Here is a 24315-nt window from a genome sequence, read left to right as displayed (position 1 = left end):
TGGGATGGTTGCTGCGGTTAGGTCTGCCTAACTAGGGAGGCGCCATGTCGAGCACCACCCCCGCCCCGGAGCGCGCCGCGCGCACCGCCGGGGCCGGAGAGTCCGCCCACCGCGCTCCGGGCGAGCCGATGCGGGCGCTGCTGGCCGCCTGCGCGGCCGCCGAGGCGGTGTCCACCCCGCCCGAGCCGCGGCCCCGACAGGCCGAGGAGCCCGAGCGGCCCGAGGCCGGTACTCCCCGGGCCGCTTAGAGGGCGTGTCTGACAATTCCCGCCGGGCGCGCGACACCGGGGCACGCGCCTCGCCGCGTTGTCGTCGGTCGCCGATGCTCCGCATGGACTCCCTCCTCCGCCTTGCGATGCACACACCCCGACGCCGCGCGCTGATCCGACGCGAATTGTCAGACACGCCCTTGGGGCCTGTCCCGCCCGCGCCCCGGAGGGCGCCCGGATCAGGGGATCACGACCACCTTGGCGCCGTTCGGCGCGAAGTCCCAGAGCAGCTGTCCCTCGGCGCGGCCGCTGCGGATGCCGCCGGTCTTGGTCTTCGGGTCGGCGGTCGGGGTCGCGCCGTCCAGTGCCGCGCTGAAGCCGAACACCACGCCGTTCTGCTGCGCGAAGCGCACCACGTGCTCGATCTGCCGGCCGTCCGTCCCGGTGGCGCTCGGGTTGCGGCTGTACACCGAGTAGCTGCCCGGGGTGGGCTCGACGGAGCCCGGGGTGACCGGGAAGGCAGCCGTGACCTGCGGGTTCTTCTTCGGGTCGACCAGCCAGACGAAGTGGCTGCCGGCTGAGTAGACCACCCGGGTGCCGCTGCCCGAGGACGCCGGCAGCGGCGGGACGGTCGGGGTGGCGGAGGCGCTCGGCGTCGCGGAGGCGGCCGGGCCGGTGGACGTCGAGGCGACGGTCGGCCGGGCTCCGCCCGCGCGGTCCTGCGCGCCGTTGGCCTGGAAGGCCAGCAGGCTCACCACCGCCAGGGCCCCCAGGGTCAACCCCGTGACCACCACTCCAGGACCCATCTTCGCCACGTGCCCGCTCCCGCCGCCGTCCGCTGTTCGTACGGCCCTAATCGTGCCAGGTCCCCCGGGCGGGTCGGCAGCGCCCAGTACGTGTGTTCCGGAGGGGGACACCAGCTCGATCAGCCGGTCGGCCCAACGTCGGTCTAACCTTGACCCCGTGCTGCTGCTCGCGTTCGACACCGCTACCCCCGCCGTCACCGCCGCCGTCCATGACGGCACGGGCGTCCTCGCCGAGACCCACCAGGTCGACGCCAGGCGCCACGGCGAACTGCTGCTGCCCGCGATCGACCAGGTCCTGCGGGCCGCCGGAGTGGACAAGAGCCGCCTCACCGGCATCGCGGTCGGCGTCGGCCCCGGCCCGTACACCGGCCTGCGGGTCGGTCTGGTGACCGCCGCCGCGCTCGGCCACGCGCTGGCCCTGCCGGTGCACGGCGTCTGCACCCTGGACGCGATCGCCTTCCAGGCCCGCGCCGAGGGCCTGGCCGGGGAGCCGTTCACGGTGGCCACCGACGCGCGCCGCAAGGAGGTCTACTGGGCCTCGTACGACGCCGACGGCAACCGCACCGAGGGCCCGGGGGTGGACCGCCCGGCCGAGCTGACGCCCGCGGCCCGCTCGGTGGGCGCCGGCGCGCTGCTCTACCCGGACGCCTTCCCGGGCGCCCACGGCCCCGCGCACGTCTCGGCCGGTGCCCTGGCCGGCTTCGCCGCGGCCGAGCTGGCCGCCGGGCGCGAGCTGCTGCCGAACGTGCCGCTGTACCTGCGCCGTCCGGACGCCCAGGTCCCGGCTGGCTACAAGGCGGTGCTCCCGGCGTGAACCACGGCACCACCCTGCGCCCGATGCGCTGGTGGGACATCGGGCCGGTGATGGACCTGGAGCTCCGGCTGTTCCCCGAGGACGCCTGGTCCCACGGGATGTTCTGGTCCGAGCTCGCCGAGGCCCACCCCGGCGGCACCCGCCACTACTCGGTCGCCGCCGCCGCGGACGGCACGATCGTCGGCTACGCCGGTCTGATGACCGTCGCCGGCGAGGGCGACGTCCAGACCATCGCCGTCGACGACCGCCACCAGGGCGCCGGCCTCGGCACCGCCCTGCTCACCGACCTGATCCACGAGGCCGCCCGGCGCGGCTGCGCCGACCTGCTGCTGGAGGTCCGGGTGGACAACCAGCGCGCCCAACGGCTGTACGAGCGCCACGGCTTCGAACCGGTGGGCATCCGGCGCGGCTACTACCAGCCCGCCAACATCGACGCGCTGGTGATGCGCCTCGAACACCCGAGCACTGACCCGAAGGACCCTAAGGACACCCCCCATGGCTGACGAACCGCTCGTCCTCGGCATCGAGACCTCCTGCGACGAGACCGGCGTCGGCATCGTGCGCGGCACCACCCTGCTGGCCGACGCGGTCGCCTCCAGCGTCAACGACCACGCCCGCTTCGGCGGCGTCGTCCCGGAGATCGCCAGCCGCGCCCACCTGGAGGCGATGGTCCCGACGATCCAGCGCGCCCTGGACACCGCCGGGATCAAGGCCGGCGACCTGGACGGCATCGCCGTCACCGCCGGTCCCGGCCTGGCCGGCGCGCTGCTGGTCGGCGTCAGCGCGGCGAAGGCGTACGCCTGGGCGCTGGACAAGCCGCTGTACGGGGTCAACCACCTCGCCTCGCACATCTGCGTCGACCAGCTGGAGCACGGTCGGCTGCCCTCGCCGACGATGGCCCTGCTGGTCTCCGGCGGGCACTCCTCGCTGCTGCTCAGCGAGGACATCACCACGGACGTCCGCCCGCTCGGCGCGACCATCGACGACGCGGCCGGCGAGGCCTTCGACAAGGTCGCCCGGGTCCTGGGCCTGGGCTTCCCGGGCGGCCCGATCGTCGACCGGACGGCCCGCGAGGGCGACCCCAAGGCGATCAGCTTCCCGCGCGGCCTGAGCGGCCGGAACGACCCCGAGTACGACTTCTCCTTCTCCGGCCTGAAGACCGCCGTCGCCCGCTGGGTGGAGGCCAAGCGCCGGGCCGGCGAGGAGGTGCCGATCGCCGACGTCGCGGCCTCCTTCCAGGAGGCGGTCACCGACGTGCTCACCCGCAAGGCCGTCAAGGCGTGCAAGGACAACGGCGTCGACCACCTGATGATCGGCGGCGGCGTCGCGGCCAACTCCCGGCTGCGCGAGATGGCCCAGCAGCGCTGCGACCGGGCCGGCATCCGGCTGCGGGTGCCCCGGCCGGGCCTGTGCACCGACAACGGCGCGATGGTGGCGGCGCTGGGCTCCGAGATGGTGTGGCGCGACCGCGCCCCCTCCGCCTTCGACCTGTCCGCCGACTCCTCGCTGCCGGTGACGGACGTCCACGTCCCCGCGGCGACCGGGCACGGCGACGTCCACGGCCAGGCCTACCAGGCCCTCGGCGGCGGCGCCGCATGACCGTCGCCGCGATGTGGGAGGCCCGGGCGGCGGACGGTCGCGGGGTCGAACTCGCCGCCTGGGTGCGGGAGTTCGCGCTGCCCGGACTGCGCGGCACGGCCGGGCTGGAGCGCCTCGAACTGCTCTCCGCGCCTGGCGAGCGGGTGCTGCTGATCACCTGGTGGAGCGGCGAGCCGCCCCAATCCGACATGTTCGCGGCCGTCGCCGACCCGCCGGCCGAGCTGCTCGGCCGCCCGGTGCACCGCTGGTCCTTCATCAGCGAGCACGTCGAGTAAGACCGACCGGCACATGGTGAGCGGCGTCGCGACGCCCGGGCTGTCGCCTGGACTGCGTTGTCGTCGGTCGCCGCAGCTCCGCTGCTACTCCCTCCTCCGCCTTGCCAGGCTCGGCCCGGACGCCGCTCCTTCCTCCACCCACCATGTGCCGGTCGGTCCAAGGCGTGGACGGGAACCGCCGCCGAGGCCGCTACCGTGCATAGCTGAGAGAAGGCTGGACGGGACCGGGAGCGCGCTGCGGTGAACAGGGACGGGCTGAGCAGGACCAGGACGTACGCGGCGGGGGCGCTGGCCCTGCTGGCCTTCGCCACCGCGTGCGGCGACAACGGGGGCGGCGGCGCCGCCGCGCCGGCCGCGAGCACGGCGGCGTCGGCGGCGGCCGGGCCCACCGGCGGCGGCACGCCGACCGCCGCGGCCACCACGCCCGGCGCGGCCCCGGCCCAGGGCGACGCCGCGGCCTGGGCGAAGTGGAACCTCAAGCCGCTGGCCCCGGCCCCCGCGCCGCCCGCCGACAAGCCCATCAAGCTCGAACGCACCGGCACCGTACCGGTGTTCAGCGATGTGAAGACCACCGACAAGGTCGTCTTCATCACCATCGACGACGGCGCCGAGAAGGACCCGAAGTTCGTCGAGATGCTGACCGACCTCAAGGTGCCGATCTCGATGTTCCTGACCAAGGACATCGTCAAGAACGACTACGGCTACTTCAAGCCGCTCCAGGCGCTGGGCAACCACATCCAGAACCACACCGTCACCCACCCGGTGATGAGCAAGCTGTCGGCGGACAAGCAGAAGTCCGAGATCTGCGAGGACCAGGCCGCGCTCACCCAGCAGTACGGCACCGCCCCGCTGCTGTTCCGCCCGCCGTTCGGCGACGGCGCCAACACCCCGACGCTCAACTCCTCGGTGCAGCAGTGCGGTCCGCGGGCGATCGTGCTCTGGCGCGAGTCGATGCAGATCCACGACATGCAGTACCAGGCGGGGGACAAGAAGCTGAAGTCCGGCGACATCATCCTGGCGCACTTCCGCGGCCCCAAGGAGCTCAAGGGCGCCACGATGACCCAGATGTTCGCGGACCTGCTGGCCCGGATCCAGGAGCAGGGCTTCTCGGTGGCCCGGCTGGAGGACTACATCCAGGCGCCGGCCTCGTAGGTCAGCCGACCGGCTGCCCCAGCATCATCAGCGGCCCGTCGTCGGTGCGGCTGAGGATCACCGTGACGGTGTTCGGCCCGGAGGGCTTGAGCTGGCGGCGCAGCTCCTCCGGGGTGATCGCCATCCCGCGCTTCTTGATCACCACCGTGCCGACCCCGCGCTCGCGCAGCAACGCCTTGAGCTTCTTGACGTTGTACGGCAGCACGTCGGTGAGCTCGAAGGCGTGCGCGTACGGGGTGGCGACCAGCCGGTCCGAGGTCACGTAGGCGATCTTCGGGTCGATCAGCCGGCCGTCGACCTGCCCGGCCACCTCGGCCACCAGGTGCGCCCGGATCACCGCGCCGTCCGGCTCGTACAGGTACCGCCCGACCGGGCCGGCCGGCGGGTCGGGCAGGTCGCCGCCGGTCAGGGTGGCGCCGTGCGGCAGCAGGGTGGCGCGGTGCGGGCGGGGCGCCCCGGTGCCGAACCAGAGCACCGCCTCCTTGACGTCCCCGTGGTCGGAGACCCACTCGGCCTCGGCGTCCGCCGGGACGGCCTCGTGCGGGATGCCCGGGGCGACCTTCAGGGCGCCGATCGGGGTCCGGCGGCCGGCCTCGATCGCCCAGGACAGCGGCGGGGCGTACGCCTCCGGGTCGAACACCCGGCCGCGCGCGGTGCGCCGGGCCGGGTCGGTGAACACCGCGTCGTAGCCGGTGACGTCCACCTCGGCGACGTCCGCGCAACGCACCTCGACCAGCGCGGACAGACCCAGCGCGGCGGCGTTGGCCGCGGTGGCGGCGCAGGCTGCCGGGTCCTTGTCGACGGCCAGCACGTGGATCCCGGCCCGGGCCAGCGCCAGCACGTCCCCGCCGATGCCGCAGCAGAGGTCCGCGAGGCGCCGTACGCCCAGCTCGGCGAAGCGGCGGGCCCGCCACTCGGCCACGCTGCGCCGGGTGGACTGCTCGACCCCGTTGGGGGTGAAGTACATCAGGTCGGCGTCCGCCCCGAACTTCGCCCGGGCCCGCTGCCGCAGCCGCGCCTGCCCGAACGCCGCCGACACCAGCTCCGCCGGGTGCTCCCGCCGCAACCGGGTGGCCAGCGCCAGTTCCTCCTCGGGGGCGAACTCGCGCAGCTCGGTGAGCAGGGCCTGACCCTCGGGGGTCAGCAGGGGCTGGAGGTTCTCGGTGTCCACCGGGCCATTCTGACCGGTCGGCGGCGGTGCGGGCGGTTCACCGCCACAGGACGCCCGAGGAGAGGACGGCGGGCACCAGGAACGGGGAGAGCGCGGCGGCGACCGACAGGATCCGGTAGTCGGAGCGCCAGCCGCGCACGGCCACGACGACGCCCGCCACCAGGGCGGCCGCCGGACCGGCGATCATCCCGTAGGCCAGGAACGCCCACCCGCGCCCGTCCCCGTCGTCCCCGGCGCCGGGCCCGTTGCCGAGGCAGGCGACGAAGGAGAAGACGACGAACGGGAGCACGCCCCCGAGCAGGGGCAGTGCCAGCAGGGCGAGCGCCGCGTCCTTGAGCCGGGACGGGCCGACGCGCATCGGGATCGAGGTCATGGCAGGAGTCTGGCCGCCGGTCCGGGCGCCGCACATGAGTACGGCTACTCATCCGTGCCCGGGCCCCGGGGGCGCGTCGTTGGCACTCTGGTTGACTGAGTGCTAACGGCGGCCTATGGTCGTCCTTGGCACTCCCCACTGGGGGAGTGCTAATGCGAAGACGTGTGTCTGACCCCCGCGACGGCAGACCCGCAGGTTCGCCACTACCCGTTAGACAACCCCGTAATCTCCGAAGGGGAGCTCGGACGTGACCACCAGCAGCAAGGTTGCCATCAAGCCGCTCGAGGACCGCATCGTGGTCCAGCCGCTCGACGCCGAGACCACCACGGCCTCCGGCCTGGTTATCCCGGACACCGCCAAGGAGAAGCCCCAGGAGGGCGTCGTCCTGGCCGTCGGCCCGGGCCGCTTCGAGGACGGCCAGCGTCTGCCGCTCGACGTCGCCGTCGGTGACATCGTCCTGTACTCGAAGTACGGCGGCACCGAGGTGAAGTACCAGGGCGAGGAGTACCTCGTCCTCTCCGCCCGCGACGTTCTCGCCATCATCGAGAAGTAAGTCGTTCCGACCCGCCCCGGATCCGTGTCCCTAGTGACAGGGGCCCGGGGCGTGGTCGTTGGTTCACGTAGTTCGGCGGCCGGTCGGCCGCAGCCCCGAGGGAATAGGGAACATGGCGAAGATCCTGCAGTTCGACGAGGACGCCCGCCGCTCGCTGGAGCGCGGTGTCAACAAGCTGGCCGACACCGTCAAGGTGACCATCGGCCCCAAGGGCCGCAACGTCGTCATCGACAAGAAGTTCGGTGCTCCGACCATCACCAACGACGGTGTCACCATCGCCCGTGAGGTCGAGCTGGACGACCCGTACGAGAACCTTGGCGCGCAGCTCGTCAAGGAGGTCGCCACCAAGACCAACGACGTCGCGGGTGACGGCACCACCACCGCCACCGTGCTGGCCCAGGCCCTGGTCAACGAGGGTCTGCGCAACGTCGCCGCCGGCGCCGGCCCGGCCGCCCTGAAGAAGGGCATCGACAAGGCCGTCGCCGCCGTCTCCGAGCACCTGCTGTCCGTCGCCCGCGAGATCGAGGGCAAGGACGACGTCGCCGCCGTCGCGTCCCTCTCCGCCCAGGACACCCAGGTCGGCGAGCTGATCGCCGAGGCGATCGACAAGGTCGGCAAGGACGGTGTCATCACCGTCGAGGAGTCGAACACCTTCGGCGTGGAGCTGGACTTCACCGAGGGCATGCAGTTCGACAAGGGCTACCTGTCGCCGTACTTCGTCACCGACGCGGAGCGCCAGGAGGCGGTCCTCGAGGACCCGTACATCCTGATCCACCAGGGCAAGATCTCCTCCATCCAGGAGCTGCTGCCGCTGCTGGAGAAGATCCTGCAGTCCGGCACCTCCAAGCCGCTGCTGATCATCGCCGAGGACGTCGACGGCGAGGCGCTGTCGACCCTGGTCCTGAACAAGATCCGCGGCATCTTCAACGCCGTCGCCGTCAAGGCCCCGGGCTTCGGCGACCGCCGCAAGGCGATCCTCGGCGACCTGGCCGCCCTCACCGGCGGCACGGTCATCTCCGAGGAGGTCGGCCTCAAGATCGACCAGGCCGGTCTGGACGTGCTGGGCAGCGCCCGCCGCGTGACCATCACCAAGGACGAGACCACGATCGTCGAGGGCGCCGGCGACGCCGACGCCGTGGCCGGCCGCGTCGCCCAGATCAAGGGCGAGATCGCCGGCACCGACTCCGACTGGGACCGCGAGAAGCTGCAGGAGCGCCTGGCCAAGCTGGCCGGCGGGGTCTGCGTCATCAAGGTCGGCGCCGCCACCGAGGTGGAGCTGAAGGAGCGCAAGCACCGCCTGGAGGACGCCATCTCGGCGACCCGTGCCGCGGTCGAGGAGGGCATCGTCGCCGGCGGTGGCGCCTCCCTGGTGCACGCCGCCAAGGTGCTGGACGGCGGCCTGGGCCTGTCGGGTGACGAGGCCACCGGTGTCGCCGTGGTCCGCAAGGCGCTGCACGAGCCGCTGCGCTGGATCGCCCAGAACGCCGGCCTGGAGGGCTACGTCATCACCTCCAAGGTCGCCGACCTGGAGCCCGGCCAGGGCTACAACGCCGCCACCGGCGAGTACGGCGACCTGGTGAAGGCCGGCGTCATCGACCCGGTCAAGGTCACCCGCTCCGCCCTGGAGAACGCCGCCTCGATCGCCTCCCTGCTGCTCACCACCGAGACCCTCGTGGTGGAGAAGAAGGAGACGGAGCCGGAGGCCGGCCACTCGCACGGCGGCCACGGCCACTCGCACTGAGGCCGAACGGCTGACCGGAGGCCCGGTCCGCGCCCCCCAGGGGGCGCGGACCGGGCCTCCGGCTGTGTTGCTCGCCCGCTCGCCTCCGGGGCGCTCGGACCCGGTGCCGACGGTCGGCGCTCCGGCGCTCGTGCCTCGCTTGTCGCTTCTTCCTTTCGGCACCGGCGCGCCCCTTCGGCTCGGGGCGGTGACTCGCCCGCTCGCCTCCGGGGCGTGGCTCGGGGCGGGTGCTCGCCCGCTCGGGGTGGTGCTGTCCAGTCTTCAACTATCAGTAGAATTTTGCAGAACGCAAAGATTGCCTTATAACTGAGGCATGATCGAGGCCCGCCACCTGCGCGTCCTGCGTGCCGTCGCCCGCACCGGCTCCTTCTCCGCCGCCGCCCGCGAGCTGGGGTGCACCCAGCCCGCCATCAGCCAGCAGATGAAGGCCCTGGAGAAGTCGGTGGACACCCCGCTGGTGGTCCGCTCGGGCCGCGGGATGCAGCTCAGCGAGGCCGGGCGGGTCCTGCTCAAGCACGCCACCGGAATCCTGGCCGGGCTCTCCGCCGCCGAGGAGGAGGTGGCCGCGATCGCCGGGCTGCGGGCCGGGCGGGTGCGGCTGGTCTCCTTCCCGACCGCGAGCTCCACCCTGGTGCCGCCGGCGGTCGCCCGCCTGCGGGACAGCCATCCGGGGGTGCGCGTGTCGCTGGTCGAGGCCGAGCCGCCGGAGTCGCTGGCGATGCTGCGCGGCGGCGAGTGCGAGATCGCGCTGGCCTTCCGCTATCCGCAGTCCGACGGCGCGACCGCGGTGCCGGCGCCCGCGCACGGCTCGCCGCGCGAGGCGCGGGCCGAGGCCAATCTGGAGGCGCAGCAGCTGTCGGCCGGCACCGACTGGTCCGACCTGGTGGTCACCCCGCTGCTGGACGACCCGCTGGTGGGCCTGCTGCCCGCCGCCCACCCGCTGGCCGGGCGGGGCGGTCCGGTGGGGCTGGCCGAGCTGGCGGGGGAGCAGTGGATCGCCGGCTGCCCGCAGTGCCGGGGCCACCTGGTGGAGCTGTGCGCGGGGGCGGGCTTCGAGCCCCGGATCGACTTCGCGACCGATGACTACCCGGCGGTGGTCGGCCTGGTGGCGGCCGGGCTCGGGGTGGCGGTGCTGCCCCGGCTGGCCTTGCAGTCGGTGCGCCCTGACGGCGTGTCGACGGTGTCGGTGCGGACGGCCTCCGGGGTGCCGGCGGTGCGCCAGGTGGTGGCGCTGACCCTGCCGGACCTGGCCGAGGTGCCGGCCGTCGCGCTGATGCGGGAGCGGCTGGCGGGTGCGGCCGGCGATCGCTGACGGTCGGTGACCGAGGTGCCCCTGAATGGGACCGGGGCGGCCTGAGGCGCCGCGAAGAAACGTTTCTTCACGGCGCACCGCGGAGGCGGGTCTAACGATGCGCGACCGCCGGCGGGGTCAGCGGGACCTCCACCAGCCGGTGCCGCGAGCGGCCCAGCATCTCCTCGCGCTCGTCCTCCGTCATCCCGCCCCAGACGCCGTACGGCTCACGGACCGCCAGGGCGTGCGCGGCGCACTCGGCGATCACCGGGCAGCGCATGCAGACCTCCTTGGCGCTGGCCTCGCGCGAACTGCGGGCGGCTCCGCGCTCGCCCTCGGGGTGGAAGAAGAGCGAGCTGTCCACGCCGCGGCAGGCTGCCGAGAGCTGCCAGTCCCAGAGGTCCGCGTTGGGACCGGGGAGGCGGGAGAAATCTGCCATGGCTCATTCCCTTCAGAGGCGGTTCGGCGGCGGCCGGGCATTTCAGCGGGGCTGCCGCCGGGCGGTGCCCGGCGGGGCGTCCCGCGCTGGTGTGGACACCTGGAAATATGACTTAAGGCAACTCCATGGACAAGTCACCCACACACTGGCACAACAGTCAATGACCATGCGAAAGCTATAAAAACGGGCAAAGTGGGCAAGGGGTTCGGCGGGCGCGGGCGTGGCAATCGGGTGGCCGACGGGCGCGCGACGGGCCGCACCGGTGTGCGGGTCGTGCGCCCACCCGCGCGCGAGCTGCGCAAAAGTGCGGCGTGTGCCCCGCGATGCGGCTGATCGGTAATGGGTTGGCCACGTACAGTGGTGGAGATGGCCTGAAGGCCGTAACTCATTCGAGTGACGGTCGTTGGAAGTGCGGAGGCGGTTAGCGGGCGCCGGACGTCGGGAACGATCGCGGGCAAGTCGGGGCGATCAGTACGAAGGTCCGTCGCCGATCGGCCGTGTCGGAGAGGTTCGTACCAGCCAGGAGGCTCAACGTGACGCGGATCAGCTGCGGAGGACGACGGTCATGACTTCCGTTCTCGTTTGCGACGATTCCCCGCTCGCCCGCGAGGCGCTTCGCCGCGCCGTCGCGACCGTACCCGGTGTGGACCGGGTCACCACCGCGACGAACGGGGAGGAGGTCCTCCGCCGCTGGGTGGCCGACCGCTCCGATCTCGTCCTGATGGACGTCCGGATGCCCGGCCTCGGCGGGGTCGAGACGGTCCGGCGGCTGCTGTCCGCCGATCCGGGCGCCCGGATCATCATGCTCACCGTCGCCGAGGACCTCGACGGTGTGGCGCTCGCGGTGGCCGCGGGTGCCCGCGGGTACCTGCACAAGGACGCCTCGCGCGCCGAGCTGCGGGCCACCGTCACCCAGGCCCTCGCCGACCCGACCTGGCGACTCGCCCCGCGCCGGCTGCGCAGCCCCGACATGGGCGCGGCACCGACCTTGACGGCGCGTGAGATCCAGGTCCTGGAGGGCATGAGCCACGGGCGCAGCAACGCCGAGATCGGGCGCGAGCTGTTCCTGTCCGAGGACACCGTCAAGACCCATGCCCGACGGCTGTTCAAGAAGCTCGGGGCCTCCGACCGCGCGCACGCGGTGGCGCTGGGTTTCCGCTGGGGCCTGGTCCGCTGACCGTCGCCGGCGCCGCCGGTTGCGGCGCGCCGCCGTCGAATTCCGGAACGGACGCCGCACAGGCGTGTGACGTTACGGTCCCGAGGTTGCACCATGGAGGAGTGGAGCACCTCGGGGACCAGCGGACAGGCACTGCGGCGAACCACGCAGCCGCAGGACACTCGGCGAACGGCGCGACGGACGGAACCACCCACGGCGGCGGGGCGGAAGGCGGCACGGTGCAGGAGGGGCCGGTGGTGCGCGGCACGCCGTACGGTGCCGCAGCGCATAACGTTCCGGTGCACAACTCCGGACGCGGTGCCGCGTTTTCTCGATCGACCAGGCACCATGGACCGATGCGCGACGATGTCGCCGGTGCGGCCGGCCAGGCGGACCCGGGTGAGGCCGAGCCCTCCGACCCGGGCCACGATCCGGCGTACGCGGACTCCGGTGACTCCGGAGATTCCGGCGCGGAGGCCGGTCCGGGCCGCCCGCCGGTGCTCGGTACCGGCGGCTCGCCCCTGGTGGGCGAACTGGTCGCGGCCGCCGTGCGCGGCGAGGGCCCGGCCATCGACGCGCTGCTCGCCTACGTCCACCCGCTCGCGCTGCGGTACTGCCGCGCCAAGCTGGTCCGGCTGCCGGGCGGGGCCCGGCACCACGTGGACGACGTGGCCCAGGAGGTCTGCGTCGCCGTGCTGTGCGCGCTGCCCCGGTACAAGGACCAGGGGCGGCCGTTCGAGGCCTTCGTCTACGGCATCGCCGCGCACAAGATCGCCGATCTGCAGCGGGCCGCGATGCGCGGGCCCGGCTCGACCGTGGTGCCGCAGGACGACCTGCCGGAGGTGCCGGACGAGGCGCTCGGCCCGGAGGAGCAGGCGCTGTTGAGCAGCGACGCGGCCTGGGCCAAGGAGCTGCTCTCCAACCTGCCGGCCCGTCAGCGCGAACTGGTGCTGCTGCGGGTGGCCGCCGGGCTGTCGGCGGAGGAGACCGGCGAGGTGCTCGGGATGTCGCCGGGGGCCGTCCGGGTGGCCCAGCACCGGGCGCTCAGTCGGCTGCGGGCGCTCGCGGAGGAGTCCTCCTGAGACGGAGGGGCTGGTCCGGGGCCCGTGCGCGGCGGAATGAGCCGCGGGGGGTGCTTGTTGTCAAGGGCACACGAGGGCACATTCGCGGTGCCAGTACCATGGGGTATCGGCGCCTGGGCAGGTTGCCAAAGTTTCGCGGGTGCGCACGGGGTTTCCTTGGAGGTTCGTCCAAGTCCGGCTCACCCGGCTTTCGGCGGTCTGCGCGAGTGAGCGATCAACGCGCCCCCTCCCTCTGGGCGCGAGCGGATTAGGCCGGCCACGGAAGGTACCCCCAAATGTCTTACAACGCCGCAGGCGTACCCGAGAAGTTCGCCATGCTCGGGCTCACGTTCGATGACGTCCTGCTGCTGCCGGGGGCCTCCGCGGTGCTGCCGAACGAGGTCGACACCTCCTCGCGGATCTCCCGGAACGTGCGCGTCAACATCCCGCTGCTGTCCGCGGCGATGGACAAGGTCACCGAGGCGCGGATGGCCATCGCGATGGCCCGCCAGGGCGGCGTCGGCGTGCTGCACCGCAACCTGTCGGTCGAGGACCAGGCCAACCAGGTCGACCTGGTGAAGCGCTCCGAGTCCGGCATGGTCACCGACCCGATCACGGTCGGCCCGGACACCACGCTGGCCGAGGCCGACGCGCTGTGCGCCAAGTTCCGCATCTCCGGCGTGCCGATCGCCGACGAGGCCGGCAAGCTGCTCGGCATCGTCACCAACCGTGACATGGCCTTCGAGTCGGACCGCAGCCGCCAGGTCCGCGAGATCATGACCCCGATGCCGCTGATCACCGGCAAGGTCGGCATCTCCGGTGAGGACGCGATGGCGCTGCTGCGCCGTCACAAGATCGAGAAGCTGCCGCTGGTCGACGACGAGGGCCGGATCAAGGGCCTGATCACCGTCAAGGACTTCGTCAAGGCCGAGAAGTACCCGCACGCCGCCAAGGACGCCGAGGGCCGTCTGCTGGTCGGTGCCGCGGTCGGCGCCAGCGCCGAGGCCTTCGACCGGGCCCAGGCCCTGGTCGAGGCGGGCGCGGACTTCCTGGTCGTCGACACCTCGCACGGCCACAGCCACAACGCGCTGGCCTGGATCTCGAAGATCAAGTCGGCCGTCGGGATCGACGTGGTCGGCGGCAACGTCGCCACCCGGGACGGCGCCCAGGCGCTGATCGACGCCGGCGTGGACGGCGTCAAGGTCGGCGTCGGCCCCGGCTCCATCTGCACCACCCGCGTCGTCGCCGGCATCGGCGTCCCGCAGATCACCGCCATCTACGAGGCCGCCCAGGCCTGCCAGGCGGCCGGTGTGCCGGTCATCGGCGACGGCGGCCTGCAGTACTCGGGCGACATCGGCAAGGCGCTGGCCGCCGGTGCCGACACCGTCATGCTGGGCTCGCTGCTGGCCGGCTGCGAGGAGTCCCCGGGCGAGCTGATGTTCATCAACGGCAAGCAGTTCAAGTCCTACCGCGGCATGGGGTCGCTGGGCGCCATGCAGTCGCGCGGCCAGGGCCGCTCGTACTCCAAGGACCGCTACTTCCAGGCCGAGGTCGCCTCGGACGACAAGCTCGTGCCCGAGGGCATCGAGGGCCAGGTGCCCTACCGCGGCCCGCTGTCGGCGGTGCTGCACCAACTGGTCGGCGGTCTGCGGCAGACCATGGGCTACGTCGGCGCCGCGACCATCTCCGAGATGGAGAGCAAGGGGCGGTTCGTCCGGATCACCTCGGCGGGGCTCAAGGAGAGCCACCCGCACGACATCCAGATGACCGTCGAGGCGCCGAACTACTCGACCCGCTGAGCGTCCTGATCGGCCTGATCGTCCGAGGGGCCCGTCGCTGCACCGCAGCGGCGGGCCCCTCGGCCGGTCCCGGGCGTGGGCCGTCGGGGCGGCCCGCGCCGAGCCGAAGGGGAGCGCCGACCGTCGGCAGCGGGTCGGAGCGCACCGGAGGCGAGCGCGCGAGTCATTGGCAGTACGGGATACTGGGGGCGGCCGGGGTGACCCGGCGGGTATGAGCAACAAACCAGAAGGGCTCGAAGTGACTGAGATCGAGATCGGGCGAGGCAAGCGCGGCCGCCGGGCGTATGCCTTCGACGACATCGCCGTCGTCCCCAGTCGCCGTACGCGTGACCCGAAGGAGGTCTCGATCGCCTGGCAGATCGACGCCTACCGCTTCGAGCTGCCGTTCCTGGCCGCCCCGATGGACAGTGTGGTCTCGCCGGAGCAGGCCATCAAGATCGGCCGTCTGGGCGGTCTGGGCGTGCTGAACCTCGAAGGCCTCTGGACCCGCTACGAGGACCCGCAGCCGCTGCTGGACGAGATCGCCTCGATCACCGACGCCTCCACCGCGACCCACCGGCTGCAGGAGATCTACTCCGCGCCGATCCGTGCCGAGCTGATCAAGCAGCGGATCCAGGAGGTCCGTGACTCCGGCGTGGTCACCGCCGCCGCGCTCTCGCCGCAGCGCACCGCCGAGTTCTCCAAGGCGGTCGTGGACGCCGGGGTCGACGTCTTCGTCATCCGCGGCACCACCGTCTCGGCCGAGCACGTCTCCGGCGCCGCCGAGCCGCTCAACCTCAAGCAGTTCATCTACGAGCTGGACGTTCCGGTGATCGTCGGCGGCTGCGCCACCTACACCGCCGCGCTGCACCTGATGCGGACCGGCGCCGCCGGTGTGCTCGTCGGGTTCGGCGGTGGCGCCGCCCACACCACCCGCAACGTGCTCGGCATCCAGGTGCCGATGGCGACCGCGGTGGCGGACGTCGCGGCGGCCCGCCGTGACTACATGGACGAGTCCGGCGGCCGGTACGTGCACGTGATCGCGGACGGTGGCGTCGGCTACAGCGGCGACATCCCGAAGGCCGTGGCCTGTGGCGCCGACGCCGTGATGATCGGTGCGGCGCTGGCCCGGGCGACCGACGCGCCGGGCAAGGGGTTCCACTGGGGCATGGAGGCCGTCCACGAGGAGCTGCCGCGCGGCAAGCGGATGGACCTCGGGACCGTCGGCACCACCGAGGAGATCCTGACCGGCCCCTCGCACACGCCGGACGGGACCATGAACCTCTTCGGCGCGCTGCGCCGGGCGATGGCCACCACCGGGTACACGGAGCTGAAGGAGTTCCAGCGGGTCGAGGTCACGGTGAACCCGGCGCTGGACCACCACTGAGCGGTGCGCTGACGAAGGCCCCTGCCGGCTCTGCCGGTGGGGGCCTCCGGGTTTTCCGGGGGCGTTCGCGGTCAGCCGCGGTCGGCGGCGCGGCGGGTGAGGAGGAAGCCGCCGATCAGGGCGATGGCGTAGAAGGCCAGGTCGAGCGGGCGCAGGTCGGCGCGCCAGGTGGTGAGGGTGCCGGGGAGGAGGTCGTGGGGGGCGGGGTCCTCGGCCCGGAGCAGGCGGAGGTGCTCGGTGAGCTGGCCGGTCAGGAGGGCACCGGCGGCGAGGAGGGCGCCGAGCGGGGGGAGCAGGCGGTTCCGGCCACCGAGGCGGCCCAGGGGGAGGGCGACCAGGCCGGCCTGGGCGATGGTGAGCCAGCCGAGGGAGTCGGCGGCGCGCAGCGGGGCGCAGCCGTAGGCGAGGCCGCTCAGGAGGGCGGCGAGGAGGGCCAGGGCGATCGCGAGGGCGGTGCGGCGGCGGGGGGCGTTCCGGGCGGTGGTGGGGGCGCTGGGCGGGTAGCCGGTGACGGGGACGCCGGGCATGCCGGGGGCGACGTAGCCGTCCGGGGTGTCCAGGACGGGTGCGACCGAATAGTGCTGGGCGGTGCGCGGGCGGGGCGACGGGGCGTCAGCGCCCGGTGTGGGTGCGGTCATGGGCGTCGAGTCCCCCCGGAAAAGACGATGAGCTGCCGAACGGTAGCAGCGCTTCGGGCAGATCTTGGCGAGTTTTCGATCACAGATCGGGCACAGAGCGTCGCCCCCGTTCCGGTTCGTCCCGGGTTGGAACGGGGGGTGGGTGGCCGTCGCCCCTCCGGACAGGGGATGATGGAGGCTTGGGCGTTCGGGCCCTGGCCGGGCCGACGCGCCGTCACCACGACCGCCAGCAGCACATGGGGGAACGTTCCGAATGACCCAGGCGCAGGGTTCCACCGGCCGCCTCCTGGCCGGCCGCTACCGGCTGAACGGCGTGCTCGGACGCGGTGGCATGGGTACCGTCTGGCGCGCCGAGGACGAGATGCTGGGCCGGACCGTCGCGGTCAAGGAACTGCGGATGAACGCCAGCGTCGAGGAGGAGGAGAAGCACCGGCTGATCGTCCGGACGCTGCGCGAGGCGAAGGCGACCGCGCGGATCCGGCACAACTCGGCGGTGACCGTCTTCGACGTGGTCGACGAGGACGACCGGCCGTGGATCGTCATGGAGCTGGTCGAGTCCCGCTCGCTGGCCGACGTCGTCCGGGAGGACGGGCCGCTGGCGCCCGCCCGGGCGGCGGAGATCGCGCTGGACGTGCTGGGCGTGCTGAGCGCGGCGCACGCGCTGGGCATCCTGCACCGGGACGTCAAGCCGTCCAACGTGCTGATCGGCGACGACGGCCGGGTCGTGCTCACCGACTTCGGCATCGCCAGCGTGGAGGGCGACGCCTCGGTCACCTCCACCGGGATGCTGGTCGGCGCGCCCTCGTACATATCCCCGGAGCGGGCGCGCGGGCAGAAGCCGGGGCCGCCGGCCGACCTGTGGTCGCTGGGCGGCACGTTGTACGCCATGGTCGAGGGGCGGCCGCCGTACGACCGCGGCTCGGCGTTGGCCACCCTGACCGCGGTGATGACCGAGGACCTGACCGCGCCCGCGAACGCCGGGCCGCTGCTGCCGGTCATCGAGGGGCTGCTGGAGAAGGACCCGGCGAAGCGGCTGGACGCCTCGCAGACCCGGTCGATGCTCAAGCGGGTGGTCGCGGAGGCGACCGCGAAGTCCGAGTCGACCACCGAGCACGCGATGCCGGTCGAGTCGGTGGCGGTGAAGGTGGCGGACGACAAGGCCGAGGAGGCCGGGGCCGGGGGAGCGGCGGCGGCCAAGGAGGCCACGGAGACCGAGGGGTCCAAGGAGGCCGAGAAGGCCAAGGAGACTCCGAAGCGGACCGTGGGCGGGCTGCTGGGGACGGTCCGGGTGGGGAGCCGGGCCCGGGACGAGAAGCCCGCGGCGGAGCCCGCTGCCGTGCAGCCCGCGGGTCCGGTGCCGGCGACCGAGCCGATCCGGCCGGTGACCAGTGAGTGGACGATGGGCGCGACCCAGGCGGCCGGGGCCGATCCGCGCAAGGGCCGGCGGCGGCTGGCCATCGCGACCGTGGTGGTCGTGCTGCTGCTGATCGCCGGGATCGTCGCCGTCGTCCAGGCCGTCGGCAGCGGGGACGGCGGGGCGAAGGGGGAGGGCACGCACAGCGCGGGCGCCACCGCGCCGGTCGCGGCGACCACCGGGACCACGCCGAGCCAGCCGCCGGCCACCGAGCCGGCTCCGGCCGGGACGCCGGCGGAGCCGTCGGCCACGGCGGGGTCCCCGGCGGAGTCCTCGGCCGCCGCACCGCCGTCGGCCACCAGCACGGCGGCCCAGCCGCCGGCCTCCGACCCGGCCGCGGCGCAGACCACGCCGCCGGCCGCGCCCGGTGGTCCGGTACCGGCCGGGTTCCACGCGTACCAGGACCCGAGCGGCTTCTCGGTCGTCCTGCCGGACTGGCTGCAGCCGGCCGGGTCGGACGCCAACCGGCGGATCTTCAAGAACTCCGCCGACGGCAGCCAGCTGCGGATCGAGTGGACCACCTCGCCCGGTGCCAGCGCCCTCGCCGACTGGCAGGAGTCCGAGCCCAACGTGCGCGGCCAGGTGACCAACTACCAGCGACTGAACCTGGCGGCGATCACCTACCGGCAGTGGACCAACGCGGCGGACTGGGAGTGGACCAACGGCACGCCCAAGACCCACTCGCTCAACCGGGGCTTCGTGACCGGGAGCCCGGCCAAGTACGGCTACTCGATCTACTGGATCGTCCCGGACGCGCAGTGGGCCGCGCAGGCCCCGGTCCGGGACGTCGTGTTCAACAGTTTCCAGCCGGCGCCGTAGGGCGGGGCCGTAGAACGGCGCCGTAGAACGGGGCCGTAGGGCGGGTGTCAGCCGAGCAGGCGCTGCTTGGCTCGGGCGAATTCGTCCTCGGTGAGCGCGCCGGAGGCCCGCAGGGCGGCCAAGCGCTCAAGCTGGTCGAGGAGTTGCCCGCCGGACGTGGCGTCGGTGGGGGTGGTGTCGGCGCCGGTGGTGTCGGCCGGGGTCGGCGGCCGGGTGGTGCGGGCGACCCGGGCGGCCTCGCGGACCTGCTCGGCGAAGACGTCGGCCTTGGCCACGTCCTCGAAGCGGTGGGAACCGGTCAGGGCGACGACGGTCAGGACGTCGCCGTTGAGTTTGGTGCGGGCCACGGTGGCGTCGGTGACGGCGGTGAGCGGAACCGGTACCGGTGGCTTCCCGTCCTTCAGGAAGAGCAGCCGGTGGGTGGTGAGCACGATCACCCCCTTGCGGAAGTGGTCGGGATGGCGCCCGGCCGTGGAGGCGACGGGCTGCTCGCCATCGATGACGGCCGCTTCCACCGAGCGGACGGCCTCGGCCTGCTTGGCTTGGTTGCTGTTGCCCGCCACCCTGAAGGCGGTGTCGATCAGATCGGTCCAGTCCATGGGGCCGAGCGTAAAGGAGCCGCTCAGTAGGCTGCTCGGTGAGCGAGAGGAACTGGCATGCGAGGCAGCCCGGGCCAGTTGTTGGCGGGGCGGTACCGGCTGACGGACCGTCCCGAACTGCTGCGCGCCTCCGCGGTGGACGAGCGGACCGGTGAAACGGTCCTGCTGCGCGCCGTGGAGTTGCCCGCGCTGCTGACCGGCGGTCAGGACCCGGACGAGCCCAACCCCGGGCACGGGGACCGGCTGGTGCGGCGGGTCGCGACGGTCGGCTCGGCCGCGCCGTCCTGGCACCCGCGGCTGCTGCGCGGGGTCGGCGCCTTCGTCGAGGGCGAGCTGCTGTGGACGGTGGAGGAGCGGCCGGCCGGCTGGACGCTGGCCGAGCTGCTCACCGCCGGGCCGCTCCCGCCGTACCGGGCCGCCGAGTTGGCGGCGGACCTGGCCGGTGCGCTGCGGGCGCTGCACGAGGCCGGGCTCTCCCACGGCAATGTGACCGCCGAGTCGGTGCTGGTCTGCGAGGACGGCGCGGCGATGCTCGGCGGGCTGCTCGACGGGGTCGCGCAGGAGGGGCTGGCGGAGGATCTCGGCGGACCGGGCGGGCGGCGCCGGTACGAGGTGCGGGCCACCCTGGTCGGCCCGGTCGCCGAGCGCTGGCCGCTGGACGGCGGCCCCGCCGGGGACTGCTGGGCGCTCGGGGTGCTGCTGCAGCGGATGGTCACCGGCCGCGCGCCGTTCCCGGAGCACGGCGTGCCGGAGCTGGTGACGGCCGTACGCGACGGGCGGCGCGAGCCCTCGGTGGCCTGCGGGCCGGTGGCGCCGCTGGTCGAGCGGCTGGTGCAGCCGGACCCGGGGCTGCGGCCCACCGCGGAGGCGGTGCGGGCGGAGCTGGCGGCGCTGCTGGCGGGCGCCCCGGAGCCGGTCGACGAGGAGCGGGCGGCGCGGGAGTTGGAGCTGAAGCCGGAGGCGCCGCTGGTGCCCCTGCGGCCGCGGCGGCGCGGGCGGGGCGACCGGCCGGCGGAGGTCGCGCCGGAGGGCGGGGCGGTGCGGGCCGGCGGGGGGCGGGCGTCCCGGATACCCCCGGCCCTGCTGGGGCCATTGCTGGTCGGGGGCGTGCTCGCGCTGCTGGTGCTGGGAGTGGTCGCCGTGGTGCTGTTCGCAGGCTGACGGCCCCGGCGGCCGCCGCTGCGCCGGTCCGGCGGGTGGGCGAGATTACCGGGCGTGGCAGGGTGCGCCTAATGTGTCCGTGGGATTTGTTCGAACAGCGGTCTGCGGCGGGCTTTCCGCCGCGACGGCGGCAGGTGGAATCGAGAGGGGGAGCGGTCGCCGATGGGCTCGCAGGACCGGCCGGAGGCGGCCGAAGCGGAGCGGCTGCTGGCCGGGCGGTACGAGCTCGGTGAGCGACTCGGCCGGGGCGGGATGGGCACGGTCTGGCGGGCCTGGGACCGGATGCTGGACCGCGAGGTCGCGGTCAAGGAGCTGACCGTCAACCACCTGCCGGAGGAGGACCTGCAGATCCTGCACACCCGGATGAAGCGGGAGGCCAGCGCCGCCGCCCGGATCAAGCACCCCGGTGTGATCACCGTGCACGACGTGCTGGAGCAGGACGGCCGGCCCTGGATCGTGATGGAGCTGGTCGACGGCCGCTCGCTGGCCGACGTGATCAGCCAGGACGGCACCCTGCCGCCGCGCGCCGCCGCCGAGGTCGGCAGCCAGGTGCTCGCCGCGTTGCACCGCGGCCACCAGCTCGGCGTGCTGCACCGGGACGTCAAGCCGGCCAACGTGCTGCTGGAGCGCGGCACCGGGCGGGTGGTGCTGCTGGACTTCGGCATCGCGAAGTACGAGGGCTCGACCGAGCTGACCCGGCCCGGCGACCTGGTCGGCTCGCCGGACTACCTGGCACCCGAGCGCGCCCAGGGCCAGCGGCCCGGGCCGGCCTCCGACCTGTGGGGCCTCGGGGCGACGCTGTACGCGGCCGTCGAGGGCCAGTCGCCGTTCCGCCGGGACTCGCCGATCACCACGCTGGCCGCGGTGGTCGACGAGCCGCTGCCGGAGTCGCGCCGGGCCGGCCCGCTGGGGCCGGTGCTGGCCGCGCTGATGGCCAAGGACCCGGCCGACCGGCCGAGCGCGGACGAGGCGGCCCGGATGCTGGCCGAGGTGCAGTCCGGGCACACCATGGGGCTGAAGACCGTCGGGGCGCCGGCCGCGCCGGTGCGCACGCCCACCCAGTCGGTGCCGGTGGTGGACCGCAGCGCGGGGCAGGACGGGACCGTCGCGGTGACGCCGGACGGTTCGGACGGCGCGGCGGGCGCGGAGGACCCGACGGATCCGCGTCCGGCCGGGACCGCCCCGACCGCGGTGGCGGCCGTGCCGTCCGCCCAGCCCGTTCCGGTCGTGCCGGTGGTTCCGGTCGGTGCGGTCGGCGCCGGCGGTCCGGTCGGTGCTTTCGGTGCGGTCGGTGTCGGCGGTCCGGTCGGTGCTTTCGGTGCGGTCGTCGGGGACACCGCCGGGGGCGTGGCCGCCGCCGGTGCGCCGGTCGCGCACTCCGGCGCGCCCGCGCGCGGTCCGGCCAAACGCCGCAACCGGATGAAGCTGGTCGCCATCGCGGTGGCGGTCGGCGTGCTGGCGGCCGCGGCGACCTTCCTCGCCACCCGGCACCTGTCCGGCTCCCACGGCGCCGACCCGGTGCCCACCGGGCAGCCGGACACGCCCGAGCCCACCGAAACCGATCCGACCGGCACCCCCACCCCGGGCGCGCCCGCGCCGGCCGGCTACCGCTGGGTCGACGACCAGGCCGGCTTCCGCTTCCCGCTGCCGACCGGCAGCCCGACCTGGCAGCGCAGCAGCGGGACGGACGCCAACCAGATCTTCTACAGCCCCGACAGCCGGGTGCACTACCTGCAGTTCGCGGTCACCGTCGGCCAGCCGGTCAAACCGCTGGACCACATGCGGCAGATGGAGGTCAACGTCGCCAAGTCGCTGAAGGACTACAAGCAGCTCCGGATGGCCGGCACCGTGGTGAACGGCCACGAGGCGGCCACCTGGGAGTTCAGCTACGCGGCCAAGGAGGGCGGGCGCCGCCGGGCGATCGAGACCGAGTTCATCGACGACGACGGCACCTCCTACGCGATCTACGCGTCCAGCCCGGACAAGGGCGACGAGTGGCAGCAGACCGAGCAGCGGTTCACCACGGTGCTCAACCACTTCACGCCCACCCGCTGAGCGGCCCGGGCCGTACGGGCGGAGCGCCCCGCTTTCGCCCGACTGCGGCAGATTCTTGTTACCGACGGGTACCGGACCGGCCGCCGAAGGCCTAGGCTGCGCCGTATGTCGGACCTCACAGCAGACGCAGTGGCCACCGAACACCCCGGCGCCGCCCCCGCGGACGGCAACCCGGCCGCTCCCGGCGGCGGCCGGACCGTAGCGACCGCCGTCCCGCGCTCCCTGGTCGAGCGGCTGGCCGCCGGGGTCACCGCCACCGGCGAGCCCAGCGTGGTGGAGACCGTCGCCCCGCTGACCGGTGAGCGGCTGGCCGGCCTGCCGCAGTCCACCCCGGCCGACGTCGAGGTCGCCTTCCAGCTGGCCCGCCGCGCCCAGGCCGCCTGGGCCGCGCTGCCGGTGCGCCGCCGGGCCGCCGTGCTGCTGCGCTTCCACGACCTGCTGCTCAAGCGGCAGGACGAGGTGCTGGACCTGGTCCAGGCCGAGACCGGCAAGGCCCGGCTGCACGCCTTCGAGGAGGTGCTGGCCGTCGCCATGGCCGCCCGACACTACGGGCGCGCCGCGCACGGCTACCTGAAGGACCGGCGCCGCGGCGGTGCGCTGCCGGTGCTCACCCACACCGTGGAGGCCCGCCGCCCCAAGGGCGTGATCGGCCACATCTCGCCGTGGAACTACCCGCTGGAGCTGTGCATCGGCGACCTGCTGCCCGCCTTCGTGGCCGGCAACGCGGTGGTCAACAAGCCCGACACCCAGACCGCGCTGACCGGGCTGTGGGCCCGTGAGCTGCTGATCGAGGCCGGGCTGCCGGCCGACCTCTGGCAGGTCGTGATCGGCGACGGCCCGGTGATCGGCCCCGCCGTGGTGGAGCACGCCGACTACGTCTCCTTCACCGGCTCCACCCGCACCGGCCGCGAGGTCGCCCAGCGGGCCGCCGCCCGGCTGGTCGGCGCCTCGCTCGAACTCGGCGGCAAGAACGCCATGCTGGTGCTCGCCGACGCCGACCTGGAGGCCGCCGCCGCGGGCGCCGTCCGGGCCTGCTTCTCCACGGCCGGCCAGCTGTGCATCTCGATCGAGCGGCTGCTGGTGCACCGCTCGGTGGCCGACCGCTTCCTGGAGCTCTTCGTCGCCCGCACCCGGGCGCTGCGCCTGGGCGGCGGCCTGGCCTACGGCGCCGACATGGGCTCGCTGGTCTCCGCCCGGCAGCTGGACACCACCACCCGGCACGTGGCGGAGGCGGTCAAGTCCGGCGCCACCGTGCTCACCGGCGGACGGGCCCGGCCCGACCTCGGCCCGTACTTCTACGAGCCGACCGTTCTGGACGGGGTGACCCCGGAGATGGCGGTCTGCGCCGAGGAGACCTTCGGCCCGGTCGTCTCGGTCTACCGCTTCGACACCGAGGACGAGGCGGTGGCCGCCGCCAACTCCACGCCGTACGGCCTGAACTCCAGCGTCTGGACCAGGAACCCGCGGCGCGGCCGGGCGGTCGCGGCCCGGCTGCGCACCGGCACGGTCAACGTGAACGAGGCCTACGCGGCCGCGTACGGCTCGGTCGCCGCGCCGATGGGCGGCATGGGCGACTCGGGGCTGGGCCGGCGGCACGGCGCCGAGGGCATCCTGCGCTTCACCGAGGCGCAGACCATCGCGACCCAGCGGTTGATGCCGATCGCCCCGTCGTTCGGGCTGGACGACAAGCAGTTCGCCGCCGTGATGACCGGCGGGCTGCGGGCGCTCAAGGCGCTGCGCTTCAAGTAGCGCCGACCCGCCCGCCCCGCCGGCGGTTCGACCCCTTCAAGCTCTCTCAACCCCTTTTGGGCCCCTTTTCACCCC

General features: G+C 73.6%; 23 protein-coding genes. 17 read left to right on the top strand and 6 right to left on the bottom strand.

Annotated features, from left to right (window positions below; translation table 11 throughout):
- The first annotated feature begins 44 nt into the window (after positions 1-44).
- On the top strand, positions 45-248 hold the full coding sequence (locus ACZ47G_RS00755) for a hypothetical protein (protein WP_465739318.1): 204 nt from the start codon (positions 45-47) through the stop codon (positions 246-248).
- Positions 249-448: 200 nt separating this feature from the next.
- Here the strand turns inward: ACZ47G_RS00755 and ACZ47G_RS00750 are convergent, their stop codons facing one another.
- Positions 449-1015, bottom strand: coding sequence for a hypothetical protein (locus tag ACZ47G_RS00750; protein ID WP_380460924.1), 567 nt, complete (start codon positions 1013-1015; stop codon positions 449-451).
- Positions 1016-1172: 157 nt separating this feature from the next.
- Here ACZ47G_RS00750 and tsaB point away from each other — a divergent pair, with 157 nt between their 5' ends.
- From tsaB to ACZ47G_RS00725, 5 genes are all read left to right on the top strand, one after another.
- Positions 1173-1829: a tRNA (adenosine(37)-N6)-threonylcarbamoyltransferase complex dimerization subunit type 1 TsaB gene (gene tsaB / locus ACZ47G_RS00745; protein ID WP_465739317.1), complete on the top strand. Its 657-nt coding sequence runs from the start codon at positions 1173-1175 to the stop codon at positions 1827-1829.
- 23 nt (positions 1830-1852) lie between these two features.
- Entirely contained in the window at positions 1853-2332 is a 480-nt protein-coding gene (rimI, locus tag ACZ47G_RS00740) for a ribosomal protein S18-alanine N-acetyltransferase (protein WP_380460926.1), read from the top strand.
- Positions 2325-3428 (top strand): tRNA (adenosine(37)-N6)-threonylcarbamoyltransferase complex transferase subunit TsaD, encoded by a 1104-nt coding sequence (gene tsaD / locus ACZ47G_RS00735; RefSeq protein WP_465739316.1) that lies wholly within the window; start codon positions 2325-2327, stop codon positions 3426-3428. Before rimI ends, tsaD begins: the two co-directional genes overlap by 8 nt.
- A complete protein-coding gene (locus ACZ47G_RS00730) occupies positions 3425-3703 on the top strand; it encodes a hypothetical protein (protein ID WP_465739315.1) in 279 nt (92 codons plus the stop codon). Before tsaD ends, ACZ47G_RS00730 begins: the two co-directional genes overlap by 4 nt.
- Before the next feature lie 240 nt (positions 3704-3943).
- Positions 3944-4855 carry a polysaccharide deacetylase family protein gene (locus ACZ47G_RS00725; protein WP_465739314.1) on the top strand — a complete coding sequence of 304 codons (912 nt, stop codon included), beginning with the start codon at positions 3944-3946 and terminating at the stop codon, positions 4853-4855.
- 1 nt (position 4856) lies between these two features.
- On the opposite strand, the gene ACZ47G_RS00720 is transcribed toward ACZ47G_RS00725, so the two are convergent.
- Positions 4857-6026, bottom strand: coding sequence for a THUMP-like domain-containing protein (locus ACZ47G_RS00720; RefSeq protein WP_465739313.1), 1170 nt, complete (start codon positions 6024-6026; stop codon positions 4857-4859).
- 37 nt (positions 6027-6063) lie between these two features.
- On the bottom strand, positions 6064-6399 hold the full coding sequence (locus tag ACZ47G_RS00715; protein WP_465739312.1) for a hypothetical protein: 336 nt from the start codon (positions 6397-6399) through the stop codon (positions 6064-6066).
- 247 nt (positions 6400-6646) lie between these two features.
- On the opposite strand from ACZ47G_RS00715, the gene groES reads away from it, so the two are divergent.
- From groES to ACZ47G_RS00700, 3 genes are all read left to right on the top strand, one after another.
- Positions 6647-6952: a co-chaperone GroES gene (groES, locus tag ACZ47G_RS00710; RefSeq protein ID WP_014136232.1), complete on the top strand. Its 306-nt coding sequence runs from the start codon at positions 6647-6649 to the stop codon at positions 6950-6952.
- Positions 6953-7064: 112 nt separating this feature from the next.
- A complete protein-coding gene (gene groL, locus ACZ47G_RS00705) occupies positions 7065-8693 on the top strand; it encodes a chaperonin GroEL (RefSeq protein ID WP_465739311.1) in 1629 nt (542 codons plus the stop codon).
- Between the two features lie 313 nt (positions 8694-9006).
- Positions 9007-10005 carry a LysR family transcriptional regulator gene (locus tag ACZ47G_RS00700; RefSeq protein ID WP_465739310.1) on the top strand — a complete coding sequence of 333 codons (999 nt, stop codon included), beginning with the start codon at positions 9007-9009 and terminating at the stop codon, positions 10003-10005.
- A 91-nt stretch (positions 10006-10096) separates the two neighbouring features.
- On the opposite strand, the gene ACZ47G_RS00695 is transcribed toward ACZ47G_RS00700, so the two are convergent.
- The gene (locus tag ACZ47G_RS00695; protein ID WP_030232562.1) at positions 10097-10423 is read right to left on the bottom strand and encodes a WhiB family transcriptional regulator; all 327 of its coding nucleotides are present in this window, start codon (positions 10421-10423) and stop codon (positions 10097-10099) included.
- 565 nt (positions 10424-10988) lie between these two features.
- Between ACZ47G_RS00695 and ACZ47G_RS00690 the strand changes: the two genes are divergently transcribed.
- The 4 genes from ACZ47G_RS00690 (at position 10989) to ACZ47G_RS00675 (ending at position 15805) form a co-directional block, all read left to right on the top strand.
- Complete coding sequence (locus tag ACZ47G_RS00690; protein WP_014136228.1) at positions 10989-11600, top strand: response regulator transcription factor; 612 nt, start codon at positions 10989-10991, stop codon at positions 11598-11600.
- Positions 11601-11935: 335 nt separating this feature from the next.
- The gene (gene shbA, locus ACZ47G_RS00685; protein WP_465739309.1) at positions 11936-12661 is read left to right on the top strand and encodes an RNA polymerase sigma factor ShbA; all 726 of its coding nucleotides are present in this window, start codon (positions 11936-11938) and stop codon (positions 12659-12661) included.
- A gap of 275 nt (positions 12662-12936) precedes the next feature.
- On the top strand, positions 12937-14439 hold the full coding sequence (gene guaB, locus ACZ47G_RS00680) for an IMP dehydrogenase (RefSeq protein ID WP_465739307.1): 1503 nt from the start codon (positions 12937-12939) through the stop codon (positions 14437-14439).
- A 238-nt stretch (positions 14440-14677) separates the two neighbouring features.
- Positions 14678-15805 (top strand): GuaB3 family IMP dehydrogenase-related protein, encoded by a 1128-nt coding sequence (locus tag ACZ47G_RS00675; RefSeq protein ID WP_465739306.1) that lies wholly within the window; start codon positions 14678-14680, stop codon positions 15803-15805.
- 71 nt (positions 15806-15876) lie between these two features.
- Here the strand turns inward: ACZ47G_RS00675 and ACZ47G_RS00670 are convergent, their stop codons facing one another.
- Positions 15877-16443 carry a hypothetical protein gene (locus ACZ47G_RS00670; RefSeq protein ID WP_465739305.1) on the bottom strand — a complete coding sequence of 189 codons (567 nt, stop codon included), beginning with the start codon at positions 16441-16443 and terminating at the stop codon, positions 15877-15879.
- 253 nt (positions 16444-16696) lie between these two features.
- Between ACZ47G_RS00670 and ACZ47G_RS00665 the strand changes: the two genes are divergently transcribed.
- On the top strand, positions 16697-18676 hold the full coding sequence (locus ACZ47G_RS00665) for a serine/threonine-protein kinase (protein WP_465739304.1): 1980 nt from the start codon (positions 16697-16699) through the stop codon (positions 18674-18676).
- Positions 18677-18723: 47 nt separating this feature from the next.
- Here the strand turns inward: ACZ47G_RS00665 and ACZ47G_RS00660 are convergent, their stop codons facing one another.
- Positions 18724-19275 carry an SHOCT domain-containing protein gene (locus ACZ47G_RS00660; protein WP_465739303.1) on the bottom strand — a complete coding sequence of 184 codons (552 nt, stop codon included), beginning with the start codon at positions 19273-19275 and terminating at the stop codon, positions 18724-18726.
- 57 nt (positions 19276-19332) lie between these two features.
- Here ACZ47G_RS00660 and ACZ47G_RS00655 point away from each other — a divergent pair, with 57 nt between their 5' ends.
- The 3 genes from ACZ47G_RS00655 (at position 19333) to ACZ47G_RS00645 (ending at position 24240) form a co-directional block, all read left to right on the top strand.
- Positions 19333-20436 (top strand): protein kinase domain-containing protein, encoded by a 1104-nt coding sequence (locus tag ACZ47G_RS00655; RefSeq protein WP_465739302.1) that lies wholly within the window; start codon positions 19333-19335, stop codon positions 20434-20436.
- Positions 20437-20598: 162 nt separating this feature from the next.
- A complete protein-coding gene (locus ACZ47G_RS00650) occupies positions 20599-22491 on the top strand; it encodes a serine/threonine-protein kinase (protein ID WP_465739301.1) in 1893 nt (630 codons plus the stop codon).
- A 105-nt stretch (positions 22492-22596) separates the two neighbouring features.
- A complete protein-coding gene (locus ACZ47G_RS00645) occupies positions 22597-24240 on the top strand; it encodes a succinic semialdehyde dehydrogenase (protein ID WP_465739300.1) in 1644 nt (547 codons plus the stop codon).
- The last annotated feature ends 75 nt before the right edge of the window (positions 24241-24315 follow it).

This window comes from Kitasatospora sp. NPDC030952 (genome assembly GCF_055571335.1).
The sequence above is the reverse complement of the archived record's forward strand: the minus strand, read 5'-3'. Positions and strand labels throughout refer to the sequence as shown.

Bases quoted from the DNA above. Each gene is read 5' to 3' on its own strand.
- ACZ47G_RS00670 (WP_465739305.1), bottom strand. From the start codon at position 16,443: ATGACCGCACCCACACCGGGCGCTGACGCCCCGTCGCCCCGCCCGCGC.
- ACZ47G_RS00700 (WP_465739310.1), top strand. From the start codon at position 9,007: ATGATCGAGGCCCGCCACCTGCGCGTCCTGCGTGCCGTCGCCCGCACC.
- ACZ47G_RS00715 (WP_465739312.1), bottom strand. From the start codon at position 6,399: ATGACCTCGATCCCGATGCGCGTCGGCCCGTCCCGGCTCAAGGACGCG.
- ACZ47G_RS00695 (WP_030232562.1), bottom strand. From the start codon at position 10,423: ATGGCAGATTTCTCCCGCCTCCCCGGTCCCAACGCGGACCTCTGGGAC.
- ACZ47G_RS00665 (WP_465739304.1), top strand. From the start codon at position 16,697: ATGACCCAGGCGCAGGGTTCCACCGGCCGCCTCCTGGCCGGCCGCTAC.
- ACZ47G_RS00755 (WP_465739318.1), top strand. From the start codon at position 45: ATGTCGAGCACCACCCCCGCCCCGGAGCGCGCCGCGCGCACCGCCGGG.
- shbA (WP_465739309.1), top strand. From the start codon at position 11,936: ATGCGCGACGATGTCGCCGGTGCGGCCGGCCAGGCGGACCCGGGTGAG.
- ACZ47G_RS00730 (WP_465739315.1), top strand. From the start codon at position 3,425: ATGACCGTCGCCGCGATGTGGGAGGCCCGGGCGGCGGACGGTCGCGGG.
- ACZ47G_RS00655 (WP_465739302.1), top strand. From the start codon at position 19,333: ATGCGAGGCAGCCCGGGCCAGTTGTTGGCGGGGCGGTACCGGCTGACG.
- tsaD (WP_465739316.1), top strand. From the start codon at position 2,325: ATGGCTGACGAACCGCTCGTCCTCGGCATCGAGACCTCCTGCGACGAG.
- ACZ47G_RS00750 (WP_380460924.1), bottom strand. From the start codon at position 1,015: ATGGGTCCTGGAGTGGTGGTCACGGGGTTGACCCTGGGGGCCCTGGCG.
- ACZ47G_RS00650 (WP_465739301.1), top strand. From the start codon at position 20,599: ATGGGCTCGCAGGACCGGCCGGAGGCGGCCGAAGCGGAGCGGCTGCTG.
- guaB (WP_465739307.1), top strand. From the start codon at position 12,937: ATGTCTTACAACGCCGCAGGCGTACCCGAGAAGTTCGCCATGCTCGGG.
- ACZ47G_RS00690 (WP_014136228.1), top strand. From the start codon at position 10,989: ATGACTTCCGTTCTCGTTTGCGACGATTCCCCGCTCGCCCGCGAGGCG.
- ACZ47G_RS00645 (WP_465739300.1), top strand. From the start codon at position 22,597: ATGTCGGACCTCACAGCAGACGCAGTGGCCACCGAACACCCCGGCGCC.
- rimI (WP_380460926.1), top strand. From the start codon at position 1,853: ATGCGCTGGTGGGACATCGGGCCGGTGATGGACCTGGAGCTCCGGCTG.
- groL (WP_465739311.1), top strand. From the start codon at position 7,065: ATGGCGAAGATCCTGCAGTTCGACGAGGACGCCCGCCGCTCGCTGGAG.
- ACZ47G_RS00660 (WP_465739303.1), bottom strand. From the start codon at position 19,275: ATGGACTGGACCGATCTGATCGACACCGCCTTCAGGGTGGCGGGCAAC.